The organism is Williamsia deligens (assembly GCF_024171765.1).
Taxonomy (GTDB): Bacteria; Actinomycetota; Actinomycetes; order Mycobacteriales; family Mycobacteriaceae; genus Williamsia_A; species Williamsia_A deligens.
Window position 1 is genome coordinate 1,689,213 of sequence record NZ_JAMTCI010000001.1, and the last position, 17,666, is coordinate 1,706,878.

The window sequence follows — 17,666 nt, forward strand, 5'->3', positions numbered from 1 at the left end:
GTCCGTCAGTCTGGCACGGGGCCGTCCAGTCGGGGCAGGACCTCCGCGGCGACGAGCTCGACGTGGTCGAGGTCGGTGAGATCGAGGGTCTGGAAGTAGACGCGGGAGACGCCGAGATCGGCGAATCGTCCGATGGTGTCGACGATCTGCTCGGGGGTGCCGGCGAACCCGGTGGCCCGGACCTCCTCGACGTCGCGGCCGATCGCGTCCGCGCGGCGGGCCACCTCCGCGTCGTCGCGTCCGCAGACGAGGACGTGGGCGGCCGAGAGCCGCAGCGGTGTCGACCGATCGGCGGCGTCGGCGACCTCGACCACCCGACGCAGGACCGGCGCGGCGTCGTCCGGGGTGAGGAAGGGGGTGTTGAACTCCGCCGCGTAGCGCGCCGCCAGCGCGGGGGTCCTCTTCTTGCCGCCCCCGCCGATGATGATCGGCGGCCCGGGATGCTGTGCCGGCTTGGGCAGGGCGGGGGAGTCGGCGACCTGGAAGTGCGCACCGTCGAACGCGAACCGGTCCCCCTCGGGCGTCGACCACAGCCCGGTGACGACCGCCAGGTACTCCTCGAACTTGTCGAACCGCTCGCCCAGCGACGGGAACGGGATGCCGTACGCGGTGTGCTCGGACTCGAACCATCCGGCGCCGATGCCGAACTCGACGCGCCCACCCGACATCGCGTCGACGCCGGCGACCGCGATGGCCGTGGGGCCGGGAAGACGGAACGTCGCCGAGGTGACCAGGGTGCCCAGGCGGACCCGGCTGGTGTCGCGGGCCAGCCCGGCCAGCGTGATCCACGCGTCGGAGGGGCCGACGCCCCCGTCGCCGCTCATCGCGAGGTAGTGGTCGGACCGGAAGAAGCCGGTGAACCCGCCCGCCTCGGCGGTCTGCGCGACGCGCAGCAGGTCGTCGTAGGTGGCACCCTGCTGCGGCTCGGTGAAAATGCACGTCTCCATGCCCCCAGCATCCCCCTACAGTTGAGCCGGTGACCACACCACGTCAGCGCGGCCCGCTGCATCGCGTCCTCGCCCGACTCACCGGCGCCGGCCCCGAGCGGGTCGCGGTGGTGCGGCTCGAGGGCCACATCGGCACCGTCGGTCTCGGCCGCGGCGGCCTCACCGCGGACGGGGTGGAGAAGACCCTCGAGCGGGCCTTCACCGGTGACCGCCTCAAGGCCGTCGTCCTGGTCATCAACTCACCCGGCGGCTCCCCGGCACAGTCGGAGTACATCGCCGAGCGCATTCGCCAGCTCGCGTCGGAGAACGGCGTCCGGGTGCTCGCCTTCTGCGAGGACGTCGCGGCGTCCGGCGGGTACTGGATCGCCTGCGCGGCCGACGAGATCTTCGCCGCGCGGACATCGGTCGTCGGCTCGATCGGCGTCGTGACGAGCGGGTTCGGCGCCGTCGACCTGCTCGCCCGCGCCGGGCTCGAACGCCGCATCCACACCGCGGGCAGCAACAAGGCACGACTCGACACGTTCCGCCCCGAGGACCCCGAGGACGTCGCCTGGCTCGAGGCACTCCAGTCCGACCTCCACGAGGCGTTCATCGCGTGGGTCCGGCAACGGCGGGGGACCAAACTGCACGGCGACGACAGCGAGCTCTTCTCGGGGGACGTGTGGGTCGGACGGAGGGCCGTCGACGTGGGCCTCGCCGACGCGGTCGGTGTCCTGCGATCGGTCATCGCCGAGCGGTATCCCGACGCCGACATCGACGTGATCGCCCCGCCGAAGCCGTTGATCGCCCGTCTCACCGGCGGCGGCGTCGAGATGTCCGGCGTCGTCGACGCCGCGGTGACGGGGACCCTGGACGCGGTGGGCCGACGAGCCCGGTGGATGTCGTTCGGGAGCTGAGCGGAACGCCTCCCGAGGGTGTGAACAACCTCGGTCGCCCTCTCAGACAATCCACAGGCAACCGGGGAACGGCTGGCACGAGACCCGCGAATCGACCCTCAACCTGTGGATGAGGCTGTGGAAACTGTGGACAACAGGCCCGAAACCCGGTGGTTTCGTGACCCAGCGCACATCACGCGTTCCCGATCGCGAAGACGCTCGGGCCCGGCCGAGGGCCCGCGAGACGTGACACCATGGGAGGCGTGGGCAGTTCGACGGGGATCGCCGTGACGCGGGACGGCGACGACGGGTGATCGATTTCTGCCCCCGCTGCCGCATCCAGGCCCCGCACGATCCGCGTCGGTCGCAGTGCCCCCGGTGCCACGGACCGCTGTCGGTGCTGACGAGCCTCGCCGAGATCCCGCCCCTCCCGCCGGCCGCGGCTGTCCGGTCCGCGGTGCGACCCGGTCCGCCGCCCCGTCCGCGCAGGCAACTCCGCTGGGTCGCCCGCAGGCCACCCGAGGCGCGCCCCGGCCCGCCCGCCCGCCGTCGGCCGCCGCCCACCCCGACCCCCCGCTACACCCAGATCCCACGCTGGGGACTGCACGACGTGGTCAGCCCGCCGGAGACGCCGCGTCCGGGCCGGACCGAGCGTGCGGCGGAGTCGATGCAGGCGTCGCTGCTCACCCTGGGCATCACGCTCGTCGTCGCCGCTGCGTCGCAGGCGTGGATCTACGGGCTGCTCGTCGTCAACCGCGACGAACCGATCAGCCGCGCGATGGCGACGTGGGCGTATGCGATCTCGCAGGCGGTCGGCTGGGTCTCCGTCGTCGGGATGGTCGTGTGCGCCGCGACGTTCTGGGCGTGGATGGTCACGCACCGCCGCCGCGCGTACCGCGCGATCGACCGCGTCGACCCGCGCCCACGGTGGCAGATCGCCGTCGGCTGCCTCGTCCCGCTCGTCAACGTCGTCGGCGCCCCGGTGCTCATGCATGAGCTCGTCCGCTGCGGCCACCACCTCCCCGCCGACCGGGTCACCGCGATCCTGCGGGGCTGGTGGGCGTCGTGGGTGGTGCTCAACGCGCTCGCCGTCGTCACCCTCGCCGTCCGTTTCGGTGCGGACTCCATCCAGTGGGGCGCCAACGCGGTCCTGCTCACCCTCCTCACCGACCTCGCGGGAGCGGCCTTCGCGATCGGGACCGCCTGGCTGCTCTACCGCGCGTTCGACCCGTCGGCCGATCGCGCACCCACCACCCGCTGGCTGGCCGTCTGATGACCGGTCCGCTGCCGATCCGCCGCCCGCACCGCCCGGCCGTCATCGCCCACCGCGGGGCGTCCGCCGAGCGTCCGGAACACACCCTGGCCGCCTATGAGCTGGCCATCGCGCAGGGTGCAGAAGGGCTCGAGTGCGACGTCCGGCTCACCAGCGACCACCAACTCGTCTGCGTCCACGACCGCACCGTCGACCGCACGTCCTCGGGGTCCGGGGTGGTCAGCGAGATGTCGTTGGCCGAGCTGCAGGAGCTCGACTTCGGCAGCTGGCACGCCTGGGGACGCCCGCAGTCGGTGCTGACCCTGGCGGAGCTGCTCACCCTCACGCTGGATCACGAGCAACCCGTGCGCCTGTTCATCGAGACCAAGCACCCGGTGCGATTCGGCGGTCTCGTCGAGCAGCTGCTGTTGGCCGAGCTGCACCGCTTCGGTGTCGCGTCGCCGCCGTCGGCGGATCACAGCCGCGCTGCGGTCATCTCGTTCTCTGCGGGCGCGGTGTGGCGGGTGCGGCGCAACGCACCCATGCTCCCGACGATCCTGCTCGGCGACACCGCGCGGATCCTGGGCGGCAGCGCGGCGACCGCCGTCGGCGCCACGGGCATCGGGCCGTCGATCATGACGCTGCGCGACCACCCGGAGGCCGTCGACCGGGCCGCGGCGTCCGGGCGTGCCACCTACTGCTGGACCGTCGACGAGTACGCCGACGTCACCCACTGCGCGCGCATCGGCGTCGACTTCCTCGCCACGAACCACCCCGCGCGCATCCGGCAGTGGCTCGAACCCACCCGTCGGGGCCGGGGCACCTAGGCCGCGGCGCGGCCACTACCGTTCGACGGATGGCGAAGAAGAGCAAGCGGGGCAGCGGACCCCGGCCGGGGAGCAATCGGGCCGAGCGGGTCGCGGCACGCAAGGCGCGGCAGGCCGCCGCGGCATCGGCACCGGCCCGGCCGTTCGCGGGACTCTCCGCGGAATGTGACCTGGTGGCGCTGCGCGCGTTCGTGGCGTCGGCGACCGTGGCGGTCACGCCCCGCGGCGAGGGCGTCGGGACCAACGCGGTGTCGCTGGCCACGATCCTCCCGGGCGCGGTACAGGCGCTGACGCGCGACGCCGGCGACACCGGTGTCGAGGGCCTCGTCGGTCTGCAGACCGAGTTCGAGCCGGCCGACGTGACCGCCGAACTGGCCGGTGCGCTCCTCTGGGCGTCGTCGGCGGAGGCCGGCGAGCCCTACGCGCCTCTCGCCGACGAGGACGCCCCGGATCTCGTGGACGTGCTCGGTGCCGACGCCACCCTCGACATCACGCTGCACGAGGACTTCGGCTGGTGGTTCTCCCCCGAGCAGGACGTCTCGCCCGACATCGCCGCGATGGTGGAGCAGGCGTCGGAGTCGATCCTGCCGACCGCGCGGATCAGCGGTGACCTCGGCGGTGCCCCCTGGTGGGTCGACGCGGGCGAGCGTGCTCACGTGCGGTGGGTGCGACCGGAGTCCGAGGACGATCTGATGACCGCCCTGGCACGTCTGCACGCCGCCGACAAGCTCACCCTGGGTGAGGGATCCCGGTTCGCCGGCTCCTTCCGCACGCACGGGCTGCTGGTGCCCGTGTTCGACCTCGACAACGAGATGCACCCCGACGAGTGGATCGAGCCCTGCGCACGGTTCGAGGCCGACCTCTCCGCCGCGCTGGCCGAGACGGGCGATCTCACCGCGGCGCAACGTCGTTCGCGCGACGGCATCCGCGGTCGCCAGGTCACCCTGCGCTGAGCCGCTCCACTTCTGGGGCTGACGCTCCACTTACAGGGCGCGCCGGCGCGGACGCTCCACTTGTGCGAGGACGCTCCGCCTGCAGGCGGAGCGTCCTTCGGCAAATGGAGCGGAAACCCTGGAACCGGAGCGTCTGCACCGGAAGTGGAGCGTCTGCCGCCTGGGGCGCAGCCGGGCCGCCTCAGCCGATGACGCTGCCGGTGTCCTGCAGCAGGTCGGCGGGGACGGTCTGATCCCGGGCGAGCAGCTCGAAGAACTGGGTCGTGTTGTCCCCCACGGAGAGTGCGTCCCCGTCGCCGGTGGATTCCGGTCCACCGGTGGGTACGGTCGTGGTGACCGGCCCACCCCGCAGCGCCCAGCCGAGGCGTGCGATGTCCCAGATGTGGGTGTCGTTGTCCACGGTGAGCGTGTCGACCGCACCGTTGGCGAAGGGGAAGAGCCGGAACGGGTTCAGCAGCGTCGACGGTGACGCGGCCTTCGCCATCAGGGCGCTGAGGAACTTGCGCTGGTTCACCACGCGCTGCAGGTCGGCGTTCGGGAACGCGCGGGTGCGCACCAACCCGAGCGCCTGTTGGCCGTTCAGATCCTGGCACCCGGCGCGCAGGTTCAGGCCTGCCTTGGGGTCACGCAGGGGTTGGTCGAGGCAGATGTTCACCCCGCCGACGGAGTCGACGAGGGAGTCGAACCCCCCGAACCCGATCTCGGCGTAGTGGTCGATGTGGATCCGGCTGACCGTCTCGAGCGTCTGCACCAGCAGCGGAGCCTTCCCGAAACTGAAGGCGGCGTTGATCTTGTGGTCGCCGTAGCCGGGGATGGGCACGTACAGGTCGCGGGGGATGCTGACGATCATCGCCTTCCCGCTCTCGGGGATGTGCACCAGCATGATCGTGTCGGTACGGGCGCCGTCGCTGTCGCCGGTGGCCAGTTCCTGCTTCTGCTCGCTCGACAGCCCCTGTCGGGAATCCGAGCCGACCAGTACCCAGTTGGTGCCCGGTGTGTCGGCGGGACGTCCGGCGTAGGCGGCGATCGCGTCGGTCCGGTTCAGCTTCGAGTCGTAGTAGAACGTGAGCCCGGCGGCGCCCACGACGAGGACGAGCAGCAGCACGAGGACGCTCCGGCCGATGGGCAACCGCCGTCGGCGCCGTCGCGGGGGTGCGGGCTGGGGAGGCGGTGCGGTCCGAGTGCCGCGGCCGTCGGGGCGTCGTGGTGGGGGAGGCGGTGGAGCCCCTCCGGAGCGGGATCGTCGGAGCTCGTCGAGACGCGGGTCCGGCCGGAACCCGCCGGGGCCACCGCCCGACGGCCGGCCGATCGGGGGAGGCGGGGGGCCGGGCCGACGCGGGGGAGGGCTCGATCGGTACGGCTCGGGCTGCTGCGGCGGTGCGTATCCGGGGACGCCGGGTCGGGCGGACGGTCCGCGACGATCCGGGCCGCCCGCGGGGCCCTGGGGCCCACGGGGACGCCGGATGAAGGGTCCGTCCTGCTCACTCACGGGTCTGACTGTACGGAGACAGTCTGCGGTGAGGGGTCAGTGCAGCCAGCTCAGGTGGTCGCGCAGGAGTGCGTAGCCGACGAACGCGACCGAGTCGATGAGCGCGTGACCGACGACGAGCGGCCACGTCCTCGAGGTCCGTTGGTGGAACCGGCCGTAGACGAGACCCATCGCCACGTTGCCGACGCCGCCGCCGAACCCCTGGTAGAGGTGATAGCTGCCGCGGAGCAGCGCCGACGCCAGCAGCGATCGGTTCTCGCCCCACCCGAGCTGGCGGAGGCGGGTGATCAGGTAGGCGACCACCAGGAACTCCTCTGCGGCGGAGTTGGCCACCGCGGAGACCACGAGGACGGGCAGCCTCCACCACGTGTCCGTGAGGTCACTCGGCAGCACCTGCGCGTTGAGCCCGAGTTCCCGGGCGATGACGTAGAGGCCGAGACCGGGCAGTCCGATCACCGCGGCGAGGGCCGCGCCCCAGAGGAGGTCACGCCCGCCGGGTCGACGTGTGACACCGACCCGCGCCAGCGCCACCCCGCTGCGGTAGAGCAGGTAGATCGCCAACGCGGCGATCGCGAACAGCCGCGTCACCGACAGCAGCTGTCGGGCCAGATCGATCCAGTCGACGGACGACGACGACGCGTTCAGCGCGACGGTGGTCCGTGCGATGCCGCCCGACCGGACCTCCGCCTCGATCAGCGAGAGGATCGACGACGCCGCCGACATCCCGAACGTCAGCACGACGACGATCGTCAGCTCGACACCGATCGCCCGCCGCCGTGCGGGATCGGTGACCACGGCGATGTCCGTGGGGCGCGCCGGGGTGAGGATCGCGCGCAGACCGGGTCTGATCACCCGGCCGAGACTAGCGACGCGGCGACATCACCCGGGACGAGCCGGGATCAGCCGCCGTGCGGGAACGGACACCCGGCGAGCGATCGCAACGCCCGCGACAGTTCCATGACGTCCTGCACGGGGCGAGGGAACGACAACCGGGTGTCGACGTCGCCGTCGCTGCGCTCGACCCGGAAGCGGATGCCGTAGCGATCGATCCCCAGCGGTCGGACCCGTCCGTCCTGCAGGTCGGCGGGCAGTCGCCGCGCGAGCCCGACGACGACGTCGGAGTGCTCGGAGTCCAGATGGGCGATCCAGTCCGGCTCGTGCTCCCAGAACGGGTCGGGCACCGCGCGGGACAACTCGCCGGCGTCGACGGCCGCTGCGCCCGCCGCAGTCGCGATGACCGCGCCGGAGACGACGAGGCGCGCGAGGGAGAACCCGTGTCCGAGGTCGAGGAGATCGTCGGCGGGATGCTCGGCGGCGATCTCCAGGGCCAGCTCCCGCTCGAGATCACCCGGCACCGGGTGCAGCACGCCGTTGAGCCAGACCAGCGCGCGGACCGGCTCGCGGACCTCGATGGGCGCGCAGTCGGTGACCTCGATCATCGCGGTGACGCCGTCGGGGTCGTCGACGAGCGCGTCGGCCGCGGCGCTGCGCGAGGGGATCAGGACGAACGCCTGCTCGTCGAAGAGATGGACCATCGAGACCGGCGTCGGCTCGCCGCCCTCGACGGCGACCACGGCGGTCTGCACCCGCATGCAGGCGGTCTTGATCGATTCCGCGTCACTCGGTGTGGAGGTCAGTGCCTGGGTCATCGCGTGTCCTCGGTGCTCGGTGGGTCGTCGCCCGGGTGGTTCAGGTAAGGCTAACCTAAACGCTCCCGGGGGACCGCGACAACCGGTGATCTACGCTGAGCGGGTGCCCGCAGTCGCGTATTTCGGTCCCGCCGGGACCTTCACCGAGATGGCACTCGACCGACTCCTGCAGAACGTGGTCCCGGGTGTGGCCGGTGTCGACGTCCCGGCCGATCCGGACCGCCTCGCCGAGCCCAACCCGCGCGCGGTGATCGAGGCGGTGCGGACCGGGGCCGCGCTGTTCGGGTGCGTCCCGATGGAGAGTTCGGTGGAGGGATCGGTCCCGGCGACCATGGACGCGCTCGCCTGCGGTGACCCCGTGCAGATCGTCGCCGAGGTCGTCATCGACATCGCCTTCACCGTCGCGGCCCTGGGCGATCGCGCGCCCGGGGACGTCGCCACCATCGCCGCGTACCCGGTGGCTGCCGGACAGACCCGCGACAGCATCGAACGGCTCTTCCCGTCGGCCACGGTGGTGCCCGCGTCGTCGAACGCCGCCGCAGCGGCCGACGTCGCCGCCGGTGCCGCCGACGCCGCGCTGACCACACCGCTGGCCGCGCGCGCCCATGGGCTGACGCCGCTGGCGGAGGACGTCGCCGACGCCGCCGACGCCACCACGCGCTTCGTCCTGGTCTCGCGCCCCGCACCCGTCCCGGCGCGCACCGGCCGCGACCGCACCGCCGTGGTCCTCGACCTCCCGGACGTCCCGGGCTCGTTGATGCGCGCGATGCGGGAGTTCGCCGACCGCGACATCGACCTCACCCGCATCCAGTCACGCCCCCGTCGGACCGCACCCGGGTACTGGTTCTTCCTCGACGCGACCGGTCATCTCGACGACGCGCCGGTGGGTCAGGCGCTGGCCGGCCTGCACGCGCACGGAGGCGTGACCTTCCTCGGTTCGTGGCCCGCGGATCGCGGCGTCGGCGAACCCCCACCCGACATCGGCCCGTCGCTGGACTGGGTCGACCGACTGCGCCGCGGAGACCGCTGATGGGCAGCCTGCACCTCATCCGGCACGGCCAGACGACGTCGAACGTGATGGCCCGCCTCGACACCCGTCCGCCGGGTGCCGGCCTCACCGATTTCGGTGCGCGTCAGGCGGTCCGGTTCGGGCTGGAGAACCCCGGTGTCACCCCTGCCGGTCTCTACAGCTCGGTCGCGCGACGTGCCCGGGAGACGGCCGAACTCATCGGCTCGGTGTGGGGCGTCCAGGCGCAGATCGTCGACGGTGTCCACGAGGTGCAGGTCGGCCCGGCGATGGAGGATCGCAACGACGACCGGTCGGTGCGGGCCTTCCGCGACCTCATCGCCGACTGGTTCGACGGGGACACTGCCCGTCGCGTCGGCGACAGCGAATCCCTCGACGACGTGCTCGCGCGGTACCTGCCCGCGGTCGAGCTCCTCGCCGAGCGTCACCTCGACGGCCCCGACGCCGCCGGCGACGTCTACCTGGTCAGTCACGGCGCGGCGATCCGTCTCATCGCGGCGCACCTCGGTGCTGTCGACCGCGGCTTCGCGCACGACAACGGTCTGCCGAACACCGCCTCCATCGAGCTGGCGCGTGTCGGCGACGGCTGGCGCTGCGTGCACTGGGGTGGGGTGGATCCGGTGCGCCCCACCGCGGCCGCATCCGTCGACCCGATGGGCTGAACGGAGGTCAGGACTCGGGCGGGCTCAGCCCCACCCGTGGTCGTGCAACCACTCGTCGCTGATCCCGAAGTGGTGGGCTACCTCGTGCACCACGGTGATCGCGACCTCGTCGACCACCTCGTCCCGGTCGGCGCACATCGCGAGCAGCGGCTCGCGGTAGATGGTGATGGTGTCGGGCACGGCGAAGCCGTACGTGGTGTCGCGGCGGGTCAGCGCGATCCCCTCGTACATCCCGAGCAGACCCGGCTCGTCCGGATGATGCGGTTCGACGAGGATCACGACGTTGCTCATCGCGTCGGTCAACTCCGACGGGATGGAGTCGAGCGCGTCGCCGACGAGCCCCTCGAACTCCTCGTCCGACGTGGACACGGCCATCGGTGCCACCCACCCGCGCCCGTCAGCCGACGGGGGCGGGGACCTCGGTCGGGTTGGGCGTGATGCCCTGCGGGAGCGGAACCGGGGTCGGGTTGAGCCGGCCGGGCGGTCCCTCGGAGGTGGGGGTGGGCACCTTGCCGTTGATCAGCAGGTTGGCCTTCGCGCTGCCCACGAGGGTGGCGAAACCGTCGCGGTCGGGCAGTGCGACGTAACAGACGACGGTGCCGCTGCCGGCGTCCCAGCTCGCCCTCGTCAGCGTCGACCACTGCACGTTCAGGGTGCTGTCGGTGAACTTCTGCCGACCACCCAGGTAGGTGTCGGTGATCTGCGGACACGTGGTCTGCAGGAACGCGTTCTGCGTCGCCACGTCCGGCCACGGGCGCCCGCTGCCGGGCGCCCCGAACCGCTGACCCAGCCCGACCACGCCGGTCACCTCGAAGGCGTGCTGCTCGGCGCAGGCGACGGGATCGGTGGGCTGACGGGTACGCAGGTCGATCCCGACGCACGTGCCGGCCGGCCACTGCAGCGACTGGTCCTGGTCGGCGACGCGACCGAGGAAGCCGACCAGCGTCCCGGTCGAGTCGGCGAGTTGCAGACCGCACCGCAGGGTGCGTTCGCCGGCGTCCCACTGCCGTTTCGACGGGAACAGCATCCCGACGGAGAAACGGCCGTCGGGGTCGAACCGCCCCTGCAGGTACCCGGAGACCTGCCCCGGGCAGAACTGGTCGCGGATGGCGCCGAACTGTGCGGTGGTCGGCCAGGGGGCGTCGTCGCCGAACGCGGGCGCCGTCGGTGCGACCGAGGAGGACGGACCCGACGACGGTGCGGGCGACGTCGACGTGGCCGGTGACGACGTGGCCGACGGCCGGGGTGCCGACGACGACGCCGCGCCGCCGGCGGTGGGTGCGGTGGACGAGGCGGTCGCCGACGCTTGTGCCTCGGCGAACTGCGCGGTGGTGATGGTCGACGCGTCGACGATGCCGGCGACCTCGAAGTAGTGCTCGCCGCCGCATCCGATCGCGGTGGGGTGTCCCGGGTCGTTGCGGGGCCAGGTCAGGCAGGTGCCCGGGACCGACCGGTTGAAGGCGTTGGAGTCGGGTCCGCGTTCGGAGGCGCCGATCTCCGACGTCGCGATGGTCCCCCCGTCGGAGAACCCGCCCACGGAGGCGACGACGGCACCGGCGGCGAGCGCGCCGAGCACCACGGCGCCCAGGACGGTCCGCAGCGGGTGCGATCGCAGCCAGGAGATCCCTCGAGGGGCCGTCGGCGAGGTCTCGGGTCGGGTGTCGGGTGAGCCGGAGGTCTCGTCGTGCGAGTCCTCGTGAGGTTCGTTCTCGGTGGACATCGCGACCCATCATGCCCGCTCGCCGATCGGTGACGTAGATCACGCATGTCGCGCGTGCAATCAGCGCATGCGTGCCCGACTACACCTGCGCAACCGATCCGGCCCACAGGGGGCCGGACGTTCAGAGAGAAGGAGCGATTTCGATGAGCTTCGTGGACAAGGCCAAGGACGCAGCCGGCGACGCGATCGACAAGGCGAAGAACGCCGCCGAGGACGCGGTCGGCAAGGCCAAGGAGGTCGCCGGTGACGTCACCGACAACAAGGATCTCAAGGCCGAAGGCAAGAAGGACCAGGGCGAGGCCGGCGTGAAGAAGGCCGGACAGAACATCAAGGACGCCCTGAGCTGATGCTCACGGCAGTGCGGCCGGGCGCGACCTGCGCGGTACCGCTGCCCGGCCGCACCGCCACCCCCGAACTTCCCTGAAAGGACACCGTCATGACCGACACCATCTCCACCACCCCCCGCCACTCCGCCGCCGAGAGCACCCCGGCCCGTCGCCGCAAGGGCAGCGTCACCGCCAAGCTCGCCGCCGTCGTGCTCGTGGTCCTCGTCGCCGCGGTCGTGACCTTCGTCCTTCAGAACACCGAGCGCCTGCGCCTGTCGTTCATCGCGTGGGACCTCGACATCAACGTCGGCTACGCGATGCTCGGCGCCGTCGCGGTCGGCATCGTGATCACGTTCGTCCTGACCGCCGCGCTCAAGCTGCGCTCCGCGGTCAAGTGATCGGCTGACACAACCCATGACGACGCTCTCCGACACCGAACTCCTCGGCATCCTCTACCGGGCGACGGGACTCATCTCCCCCGTCCTGGATGCCCTCGCCGACAGCGACCCCTTCGACGGGTCGCCCGGCGAGACGGGGGAGAAGGGTCGGGGAGCGTCGTCGTCTGCGTCCGACGATCCGGTCGAGGTCGGTGACGCCGACAGCGACGCCGACGACCTCAGCTTCGCTGACAAGGCCGTCAACGCCGCCGCCTCGTCGCTCTCGTGGGCGACGAACGCCGCATCCGCACCCGGATCCGAGAAGTGGCAGGCGATGTCCGTCGCCGAGCGTGACGACTGGTGGGTCACGCGCGTCGGGTCGATCACCAACGTGCTCGTCGCCTACCCGGGTGTCCTCGGCGCCGTCGCCGACAGGTTGCCCATCCAGGACGTCCTCGGGTTCACCCAGCAGACGTTCGTCCTCTGCGCGATCGCCCGAGTCCACGGGGTCGACGACCGTCGTGCGCAGGCCCGCATGATCGCGGAGGTGCTGTGCGGGCGCACCATCGACGACGCCGTCGCACACGCCGACGCTGCGACGCTGGAGAAGAGCGTCCCCGACGACGTTCCCGACACCACCGGGCAGCAGGGCCGCCCGTGGTCCGCGCGGGAGGTCGTCCGCCGTGTGTGGACCACCGCGAAGGTGCTGCGCGCGGTCGTCTCCGAGATCAGGCACCGCCCGTCGCCGTCGAAGCTGTGGCGCACGTTGAGCAAGGTGCCCGTCGTCGGCGCCGCCGCCGATTACGTCGGCGAGCGATCGGCGCTGCGTCACGCGGCCGACGCCGCCGCGGAATGGCTCGACGCCGCCGCTGTCTGAGCGATCCCGGCGCGTGGTCGGACGGCACACCCCGATCAGTAAGGTATGCGGCGTGATCGACCTGAAGCTCCTGCGTGACGACCCCGACCTGGTCCGTGATTCGCAGCGCAAGCGCGGTGAGGATCCTTCCCTCGTCGACACCCTGTTGTCCGCGGACGAGAAGCGTCGATCGGCCATCGTCGAGGCGGACACCCTCCGCTCGGAGCAGAAGGCACTCGGCAAGCGGGTCGGCAAGGCCGCACCGGAGGAGAAGCAGGCTCTCCTCGACGAGGGCAAGCAGCTGGCCGAGCGGGTGAAGGCGGCCGGCGCGGCGCAGTCGGACGCCGAGGCCGCCGTGACCTCCGCCCACCGCGCGATCGGCAACGTCGTCGCGCCGCAGGCCCCGGCCGGGGGCGAGAGCGACTTCGTCGTCCTCGAACATGTCGGCGAGCCGACGGCGATCGAGAACCCGAAGGACCACCTCGAGATCGGGGAGTCGCTCGGTCTGCTCGACATGGAGCGCGGCGCCAAGGTGTCGGGCTCGCGCTTCTACTTCCTCACCGGCAACGGCGCGCTCCTGCAGCTCGGACTGCTGCAGCTCGCGACGCGGTTGGCCGTCGCCAACGGGTTCACGATGATGATCCCGCCCGTGCTGGTCCGCCCGGACGTCATGGAGGGCACCGGGTTCCTCGGCGCCCACGCCGACGAGATCTACCACCTCGACGACGACGACCTCTACCTCGTCGGGACCTCCGAGGTGCCGATGGCCGGCTATCACATGAACGAGATCCTCGACCTGGCCGACGGTCCCGAGCGCTACGCCGGGTGGTCGAGCTGCTTCCGGCGCGAGGCGGGCAGCTACGGCAAGGACACCCGCGGCATCATCCGCGTGCACCAGTTCGACAAGGTCGAGGGCTTCGTCTACTGCAAGCCCGAGGATGCCGAGGCCGAGCACCGGAAGCTGCTGGGGTGGCAGAAGGAGATGCTCGCCGCGATCGACGTCCCCTACCGGGTGATCGACACCGCCGCCGGAGATCTCGGGTCGTCGGCTGCGCGCAAGTTCGACTGCGAGGCATGGGTTCCCACGCAGGGCACCTATCGCGAGCTGACGTCGACGTCGAACTGCACGACCTACCAGGCACGACGCCTGTCGGTGCGCTACCGCGACGAGAACGGCAAGCCCCAGACCGCCGCGACTCTCAACGGCACGCTCGCCACGACGCGCTGGATCGTCGCGATCCTGGAGAACCACCAACAGCCCGACGGCACCGTGCGCCTGCCGCCAGCGCTGGCGGAGATGGTCGGCACCGAGGTGCTCGCCCCGCGCTGAGCGCGTTCGGTGCGGATGTCGCGACGCGTCCTGACATGATCAGCCGATGATGATCGCCGGGATCCTCGCGGCCCTGTTCGCCAGCGTCGCCTACGGGGTCTCGTCGGTCCTGCAGGCTCTCGCCGCCCGGCGCTCGCACGACGAGGCCGTCGCCCGTGGCGAGACCGGGATGGCCACGGCGACCGGCGGACCGACCCTGCGGTCGACCATCGCCGCGATGCTGTCGGTCCTGTTCATCGTGGGCACGGCCCTCGACGTCCTCGGGTTCGTCGGCGGCGCGGTGTCTGCGCGTCTCACACCACTGTTCCTGTCGCAGACCATCATCAGCGCCAACCTGGTCATCACCGCGGTCCTCGGCATCATCGTGCTGAACATCCGGCTGCACGCCCGCGACTGGATCGCCATCGGCGTGGTCATCGCGGCCCTGTGCGCGCTCGGCGCGTCGGCCAAGGAGAACCCCCGCCAGACCGAGTCGACGACGTTCCACTGGGCCGTCCTCGTCGCGACGGTCGCGCTGGTGGCGGTCTCGATCGCGATCGTCCGGTGGCTGGGGTCGCGGGCGGCCATCGCCGCGGGTCTCGCCGCCGGCGCCCTCTTCGGTGCGGTCGCGATCTCGGTCCGCATCCTCGACGGGCTCGACCCGTTCTCGCTGTCGTCGCTCCTCGCCGACCCCGCGCTGTATGCGCTCGCCATCGCCGGCGGCGGCGGGTTCTATCTGCACACCGTCGCACTGCAACTCGGGTCGGTGAACGGTGCGACGGCGGCGCTGGTCGTCGGCGAGACCGTCGTGCCCGGTGTGATCGGCGTGATCTTCCTCGGCGACGAGACCGTCCGTGGTCTCGCCTGGCTGGCCGTGCTCGGGTTCATCGCCGCGGTGGTCGGGGCGGTGACCGTCGCGTGGTCGGGAGCGGTCGAGGCGTCGGCACAGTCGGAGTCGGCCGAGTCCGCAGAACCGGCACGGCCCTAGCGCGTCGAGCGCCCCGCCTCGCGGGTGGCACTCGGTGTCTCGCCGATGATCGCCCGGTACCGCCGGGAGAGGTGGGCGTGGTCGGCGAAGCCGAGATCCGCGGCGAGGGCGGAGAGATCGGTGGTGGGGTCGGAGTAGAGCCGCGTCGCCGCGTACTGCATGCGGCGACACTCGATGAGTTGTTTCGGGGTGAACCCGGTGTGGCGCCTGACCGTCCGTTCGAGCGTGCGTGGCGACGCATGGACGGCATCGGCCAGGGCCGTCGCGGTGGTGATGTCGTCGCGGTCCTCGGCGAGGCTCGCCGCGGAGTTCGCGAGCAGCCCCGCGTCGTCGACGCGGTCGGCGAGGGGCGCCAGCCAGCCGACGAGGATCCGCCGCAGGTCCTCCCGGGCGGCGTCGGTGGTCATCGCGGCCACGAGGTCCTCGGCGGGGGAGTCGGCGAACACGATGTCCGCACCGACGAGGCCGTCGTCGACGAGGTCGGTGAGCACCGGTGTCGCGGCGGGACGGAACAGGACCCCGACGGCCCATCCGCGTCCGGTGAGCGTGCGGGTGCTGACCCGGGGCTGGGGACCGTAGAGCCCGGTGTGATGCGTGCCCTCGACCTGCGGGCCGGCCTCGGTCACCACGTTCAGCGCCGGATAGTTCAACACGCGCTGGACGAGCGGTCTCGGCACGTCCCACCGGACCACCCAGACCTGCCGTGCCAGGTGGTCCAGCCCGAGGTCGAAGCGGTCGAAGACGACATGCGGTGACCCGGGGTTGAGGTGGCCGCGGGACGCGACCGCGCGGCGGATCTCGGACGGGCCCATCGTCGGGTCAGTCTGTCGCAGATGTTCAAGACCCACCAGCGTGTCGCGACGACGATCGGTGCATGACCACGACAGAGAACACCGCACCCGCATCGGGCGACCACACCACCGACGGCCGCCCCCACGTCTACTCGTCGCTGACGCCGTTCGTCGTCGTCACGCCCGCGGCGGACGCGATCGCGTTCTACCGCGACGTGTTCGGCGCGGAGGTGGCCGGCGTGACCGAGATCGGCGGCACCGTCGCGCACGCCGAACTGCAGTTCGCCGACGGTCGCCTGCAACTCGGTGAGCCCAACGACGCCTACGACCTGGCGGCACCGGCCGGCGGTGCGCCGGTCGTCTACTCCCTCGCGATCTACGTGACCGACGTCGACGCGACAGTGGAGCGTGCGGCGCAGCACGGCGCGACGGTCCGGGAACCGGCGATGACGTTCGTCTCGGGCGACCGGTTCGCGTCCATCCTCGACCCGTTCGGCGTCCGCTGGTCGGTGATGACCCGCGTCAAGGACCTGTCGCCGCAGGAGAGCGACCGTCGCGTCGCCGAGTGGGCCGCGACCCAGGGGTGACCTGACGGGGTGTCGATGCCGACGGGTGACCGGGTGCAGCGCGTCGTCACGGATGCATGCGGGCGCCCTTGAGGACCTTGTCCACCACGTTCTTCGGGGCGTGGAGGGCGATCCCCACGAGGTCGAGATCGTCTCGCGACACCGCCCGGACGGCGGCGCGGTTGTCGTCGTCGTTCCCGGTCCGGAAGAGGTCGGCGGTGAAGATCGCCGGGGTGAGCCCGCGCCCGACAGCTCGTGAGCGCGCCGCCCGCAGCGTCTCCTGTGTCCCCGCGAAGACGAGGACGGGGCTGACCGAACATCGCGAGATACCGGGTGTCGTCCGCGTCGACATAGGGCTCACCGACGAGTTCCGGTGTCGCCGCCGCGAGACCGCTGACGAGGAAGGCGGTCACGTTCAACCGCTGCCACACCTCGAGGTCGTCGCGGAGCAGGACGGCGATCTTGGTGGCGAATCTGATCGGGGCACTGTCGGGGGCCATGCCCGCAGTCTGCTCATCGTCGGACCCCGAGGTCTTGTACGTTCGTGATGTGGTCGTGCAGACGCAGGTGCGCGCCTGGGATCCCGGCATCGACGGCGTCGTCGAAGTCCTCCACGCCCGATTCGTCGACCACGACTACCCGGCCCACACACATGATTCGTGGACGCTGTTGATCGTCGATTCCGGCGCGATCGGGTACGACATGGCCGGCACGCACCACGCCTCGGTGCGTACGAGCGTGACGCTGCTGCCTCCGCACGTCCCGCACGACGGGCGCACGGTCACCGCATCCGGGTTCCGCAAGAGGGTCGTCTATCTCGAGGCGGACCTGCTGCACGGCGTCGGACAGGCCGTCGACGCACCGGACATCAGCGACCCGACACTCCGGGACAGGCTGAGTCGGCTGCATCGCAGTCTCGGCCGACCCGGCGACGAGTTCGAGGCGCAGAGTCGTCTCGAGTTCGTCCTGGAGCGGCTGCAGGCCCATCTCGGCCCCACCGCGCGGGACGGCGGTCGGGTGTCGCCGACCATCCGGCGTGACGCCGCGATGGC

The 17,666-nt window shown here is 71.6% G+C and carries 20 protein-coding genes and 2 pseudogenes; 13 read left to right on the forward strand and 9 right to left on the reverse strand.

Translation table 11 applies throughout. The features are described from left to right. Positions 1 to 5: 5 nt before the first annotated feature. A complete protein-coding gene (locus LX14_RS08220) occupies positions 6 to 947 on the reverse strand; it encodes a TIGR03560 family F420-dependent LLM class oxidoreductase (protein ID WP_253646737.1) in 942 nt (313 codons plus the stop codon). Between the two features lie 29 nt (positions 948 to 976). Here LX14_RS08220 and LX14_RS08225 point away from each other — a divergent pair, with 29 nt between their 5' ends. From LX14_RS08225 to LX14_RS08240, 4 genes are all read left to right on the forward strand, one after another. Beyond that, on the forward strand, positions 977 to 1,843 hold the full coding sequence (locus tag LX14_RS08225) for a S49 family peptidase (RefSeq protein ID WP_372505285.1): 867 nt from the start codon (positions 977 to 979) through the stop codon (positions 1,841 to 1,843). 376 nt (positions 1,844 to 2,219) lie between these two features. Then, complete coding sequence (locus LX14_RS08230; protein ID WP_253646738.1) at positions 2,220 to 3,095, forward strand: DUF4328 domain-containing protein; 876 nt, start codon at positions 2,220 to 2,222, stop codon at positions 3,093 to 3,095. Further along, positions 3,095 to 3,901 (forward strand): glycerophosphodiester phosphodiesterase, encoded by an 807-nt coding sequence (locus LX14_RS08235; protein ID WP_253646739.1) that lies wholly within the window; start codon positions 3,095 to 3,097, stop codon positions 3,899 to 3,901. Before LX14_RS08230 ends, LX14_RS08235 begins: the two co-directional genes overlap by 1 nt. 29 nt (positions 3,902 to 3,930) lie before the next feature. Next, positions 3,931 to 4,854, forward strand: coding sequence for a DUF5926 family protein (locus tag LX14_RS08240; protein WP_253646740.1), 924 nt, complete (start codon positions 3,931 to 3,933; stop codon positions 4,852 to 4,854). A 181-nt stretch (positions 4,855 to 5,035) separates the two neighbouring features. Here LX14_RS08240 and LX14_RS08245 read toward each other — a convergent pair whose 3' ends face one another. The 3 genes from LX14_RS08245 to LX14_RS08255 all read right to left on the reverse strand — a co-directional run bounded on the left by LX14_RS08245 (position 5,036) and on the right by LX14_RS08255 (position 7,992). Further along, a complete protein-coding gene (locus LX14_RS08245) occupies positions 5,036 to 5,983 on the reverse strand; it encodes an LCP family protein (RefSeq protein ID WP_301283180.1) in 948 nt (315 codons plus the stop codon). Between the two features lie 396 nt (positions 5,984 to 6,379). Next, complete coding sequence (locus LX14_RS08250) at positions 6,380 to 7,195, reverse strand: CPBP family intramembrane glutamic endopeptidase (protein WP_372505287.1); 816 nt, start codon at positions 7,193 to 7,195, stop codon at positions 6,380 to 6,382. A 47-nt stretch (positions 7,196 to 7,242) separates the two neighbouring features. After that, positions 7,243 to 7,992, reverse strand: a complete 750-nt coding sequence (locus LX14_RS08255; protein ID WP_253646742.1) for a DUF2470 domain-containing protein — start codon at positions 7,990 to 7,992, stop codon at positions 7,243 to 7,245. A gap of 103 nt (positions 7,993 to 8,095) precedes the next feature. Between LX14_RS08255 and pheA the strand changes: the two genes are divergently transcribed. Together pheA and LX14_RS08265 are read left to right on the forward strand one after the other, a co-directional pair. Further along, on the forward strand, positions 8,096 to 9,022 hold the full coding sequence (gene pheA / locus LX14_RS08260; RefSeq protein WP_253646743.1) for a prephenate dehydratase: 927 nt from the start codon (positions 8,096 to 8,098) through the stop codon (positions 9,020 to 9,022). Continuing rightward, entirely contained in the window at positions 9,022 to 9,681 is a 660-nt protein-coding gene (locus LX14_RS08265; RefSeq protein ID WP_253646744.1) for a histidine phosphatase family protein, read from the forward strand. Before pheA ends, LX14_RS08265 begins: the two co-directional genes overlap by 1 nt. Before the next feature lie 24 nt (positions 9,682 to 9,705). Here LX14_RS08265 and LX14_RS08270 read toward each other — a convergent pair whose 3' ends face one another. Continuing rightward, entirely contained in the window at positions 9,706 to 10,056 is a 351-nt protein-coding gene (locus tag LX14_RS08270) for a metallopeptidase family protein (RefSeq protein ID WP_253646745.1), read from the reverse strand. A 22-nt stretch (positions 10,057 to 10,078) separates the two neighbouring features. Then, positions 10,079 to 11,401, reverse strand: coding sequence for a septum formation family protein (locus LX14_RS08275; RefSeq protein ID WP_253646746.1), 1,323 nt, complete (start codon positions 11,399 to 11,401; stop codon positions 10,079 to 10,081). A gap of 143 nt (positions 11,402 to 11,544) precedes the next feature. Between LX14_RS08275 and LX14_RS08280 the strand changes: the two genes are divergently transcribed. The 5 genes from LX14_RS08280 to LX14_RS08300 all read left to right on the forward strand — a co-directional run bounded on the left by LX14_RS08280 (position 11,545) and on the right by LX14_RS08300 (position 15,257). Next, entirely contained in the window at positions 11,545 to 11,748 is a 204-nt protein-coding gene (locus LX14_RS08280) for a CsbD family protein (RefSeq protein ID WP_253646747.1), read from the forward strand. An 89-nt stretch (positions 11,749 to 11,837) separates the two neighbouring features. After that, positions 11,838 to 12,125, forward strand: coding sequence for a DUF1049 domain-containing protein (locus LX14_RS08285; protein WP_253646748.1), 288 nt, complete (start codon positions 11,838 to 11,840; stop codon positions 12,123 to 12,125). A gap of 16 nt (positions 12,126 to 12,141) precedes the next feature. After that, on the forward strand, positions 12,142 to 12,981 hold the full coding sequence (locus tag LX14_RS08290) for a hypothetical protein (protein WP_253646749.1): 840 nt from the start codon (positions 12,142 to 12,144) through the stop codon (positions 12,979 to 12,981). A 52-nt stretch (positions 12,982 to 13,033) separates the two neighbouring features. Then, a complete protein-coding gene (gene serS / locus LX14_RS08295; RefSeq protein WP_253646750.1) occupies positions 13,034 to 14,290 on the forward strand; it encodes a serine--tRNA ligase in 1,257 nt (418 codons plus the stop codon). 49 nt (positions 14,291 to 14,339) lie between these two features. Then, entirely contained in the window at positions 14,340 to 15,257 is a 918-nt protein-coding gene (locus LX14_RS08300; protein ID WP_253647941.1) for a hypothetical protein, read from the forward strand. On the opposite strand, the gene LX14_RS08305 is transcribed toward LX14_RS08300, so the two are convergent. Further along, positions 15,254 to 16,069 carry an AraC family transcriptional regulator gene (locus tag LX14_RS08305; protein ID WP_253646751.1) on the reverse strand — a complete coding sequence of 272 codons (816 nt, stop codon included), beginning with the start codon at positions 16,067 to 16,069 and terminating at the stop codon, positions 15,254 to 15,256. The genes LX14_RS08300 and LX14_RS08305 overlap by 4 nt on opposite strands. A gap of 62 nt (positions 16,070 to 16,131) precedes the next feature. Here LX14_RS08305 and LX14_RS08310 point away from each other — a divergent pair, with 62 nt between their 5' ends. Then, on the forward strand, positions 16,132 to 16,635 hold the full coding sequence (locus LX14_RS08310) for a VOC family protein (RefSeq protein WP_253646752.1): 504 nt from the start codon (positions 16,132 to 16,134) through the stop codon (positions 16,633 to 16,635). Between the two features lie 46 nt (positions 16,636 to 16,681). Here LX14_RS08310 and LX14_RS08315 read toward each other — a convergent pair whose 3' ends face one another. After that, a complete protein-coding gene (locus LX14_RS08315) occupies positions 16,682 to 16,966 on the reverse strand; it encodes a DUF2000 domain-containing protein (RefSeq protein ID WP_253646753.1) in 285 nt (94 codons plus the stop codon). After that, positions 16,959 to 17,204, reverse strand: a pseudogene (locus LX14_RS20935) (DUF2000 family protein); the annotation flags it as partial. The pseudogene LX14_RS20935 and the gene LX14_RS08315, both read right to left, overlap by 8 nt. Here LX14_RS20935 and LX14_RS08325 point away from each other — a divergent pair. Beyond that, a pseudogene (locus LX14_RS08325) lies at positions 17,113 to 17,511 on the forward strand (AraC family ligand binding domain-containing protein); the annotation flags it as partial. The pseudogenes LX14_RS20935 and LX14_RS08325 overlap by 92 nt on opposite strands. Between the last annotated feature and the right edge of the window lie 155 nt (positions 17,512 to 17,666).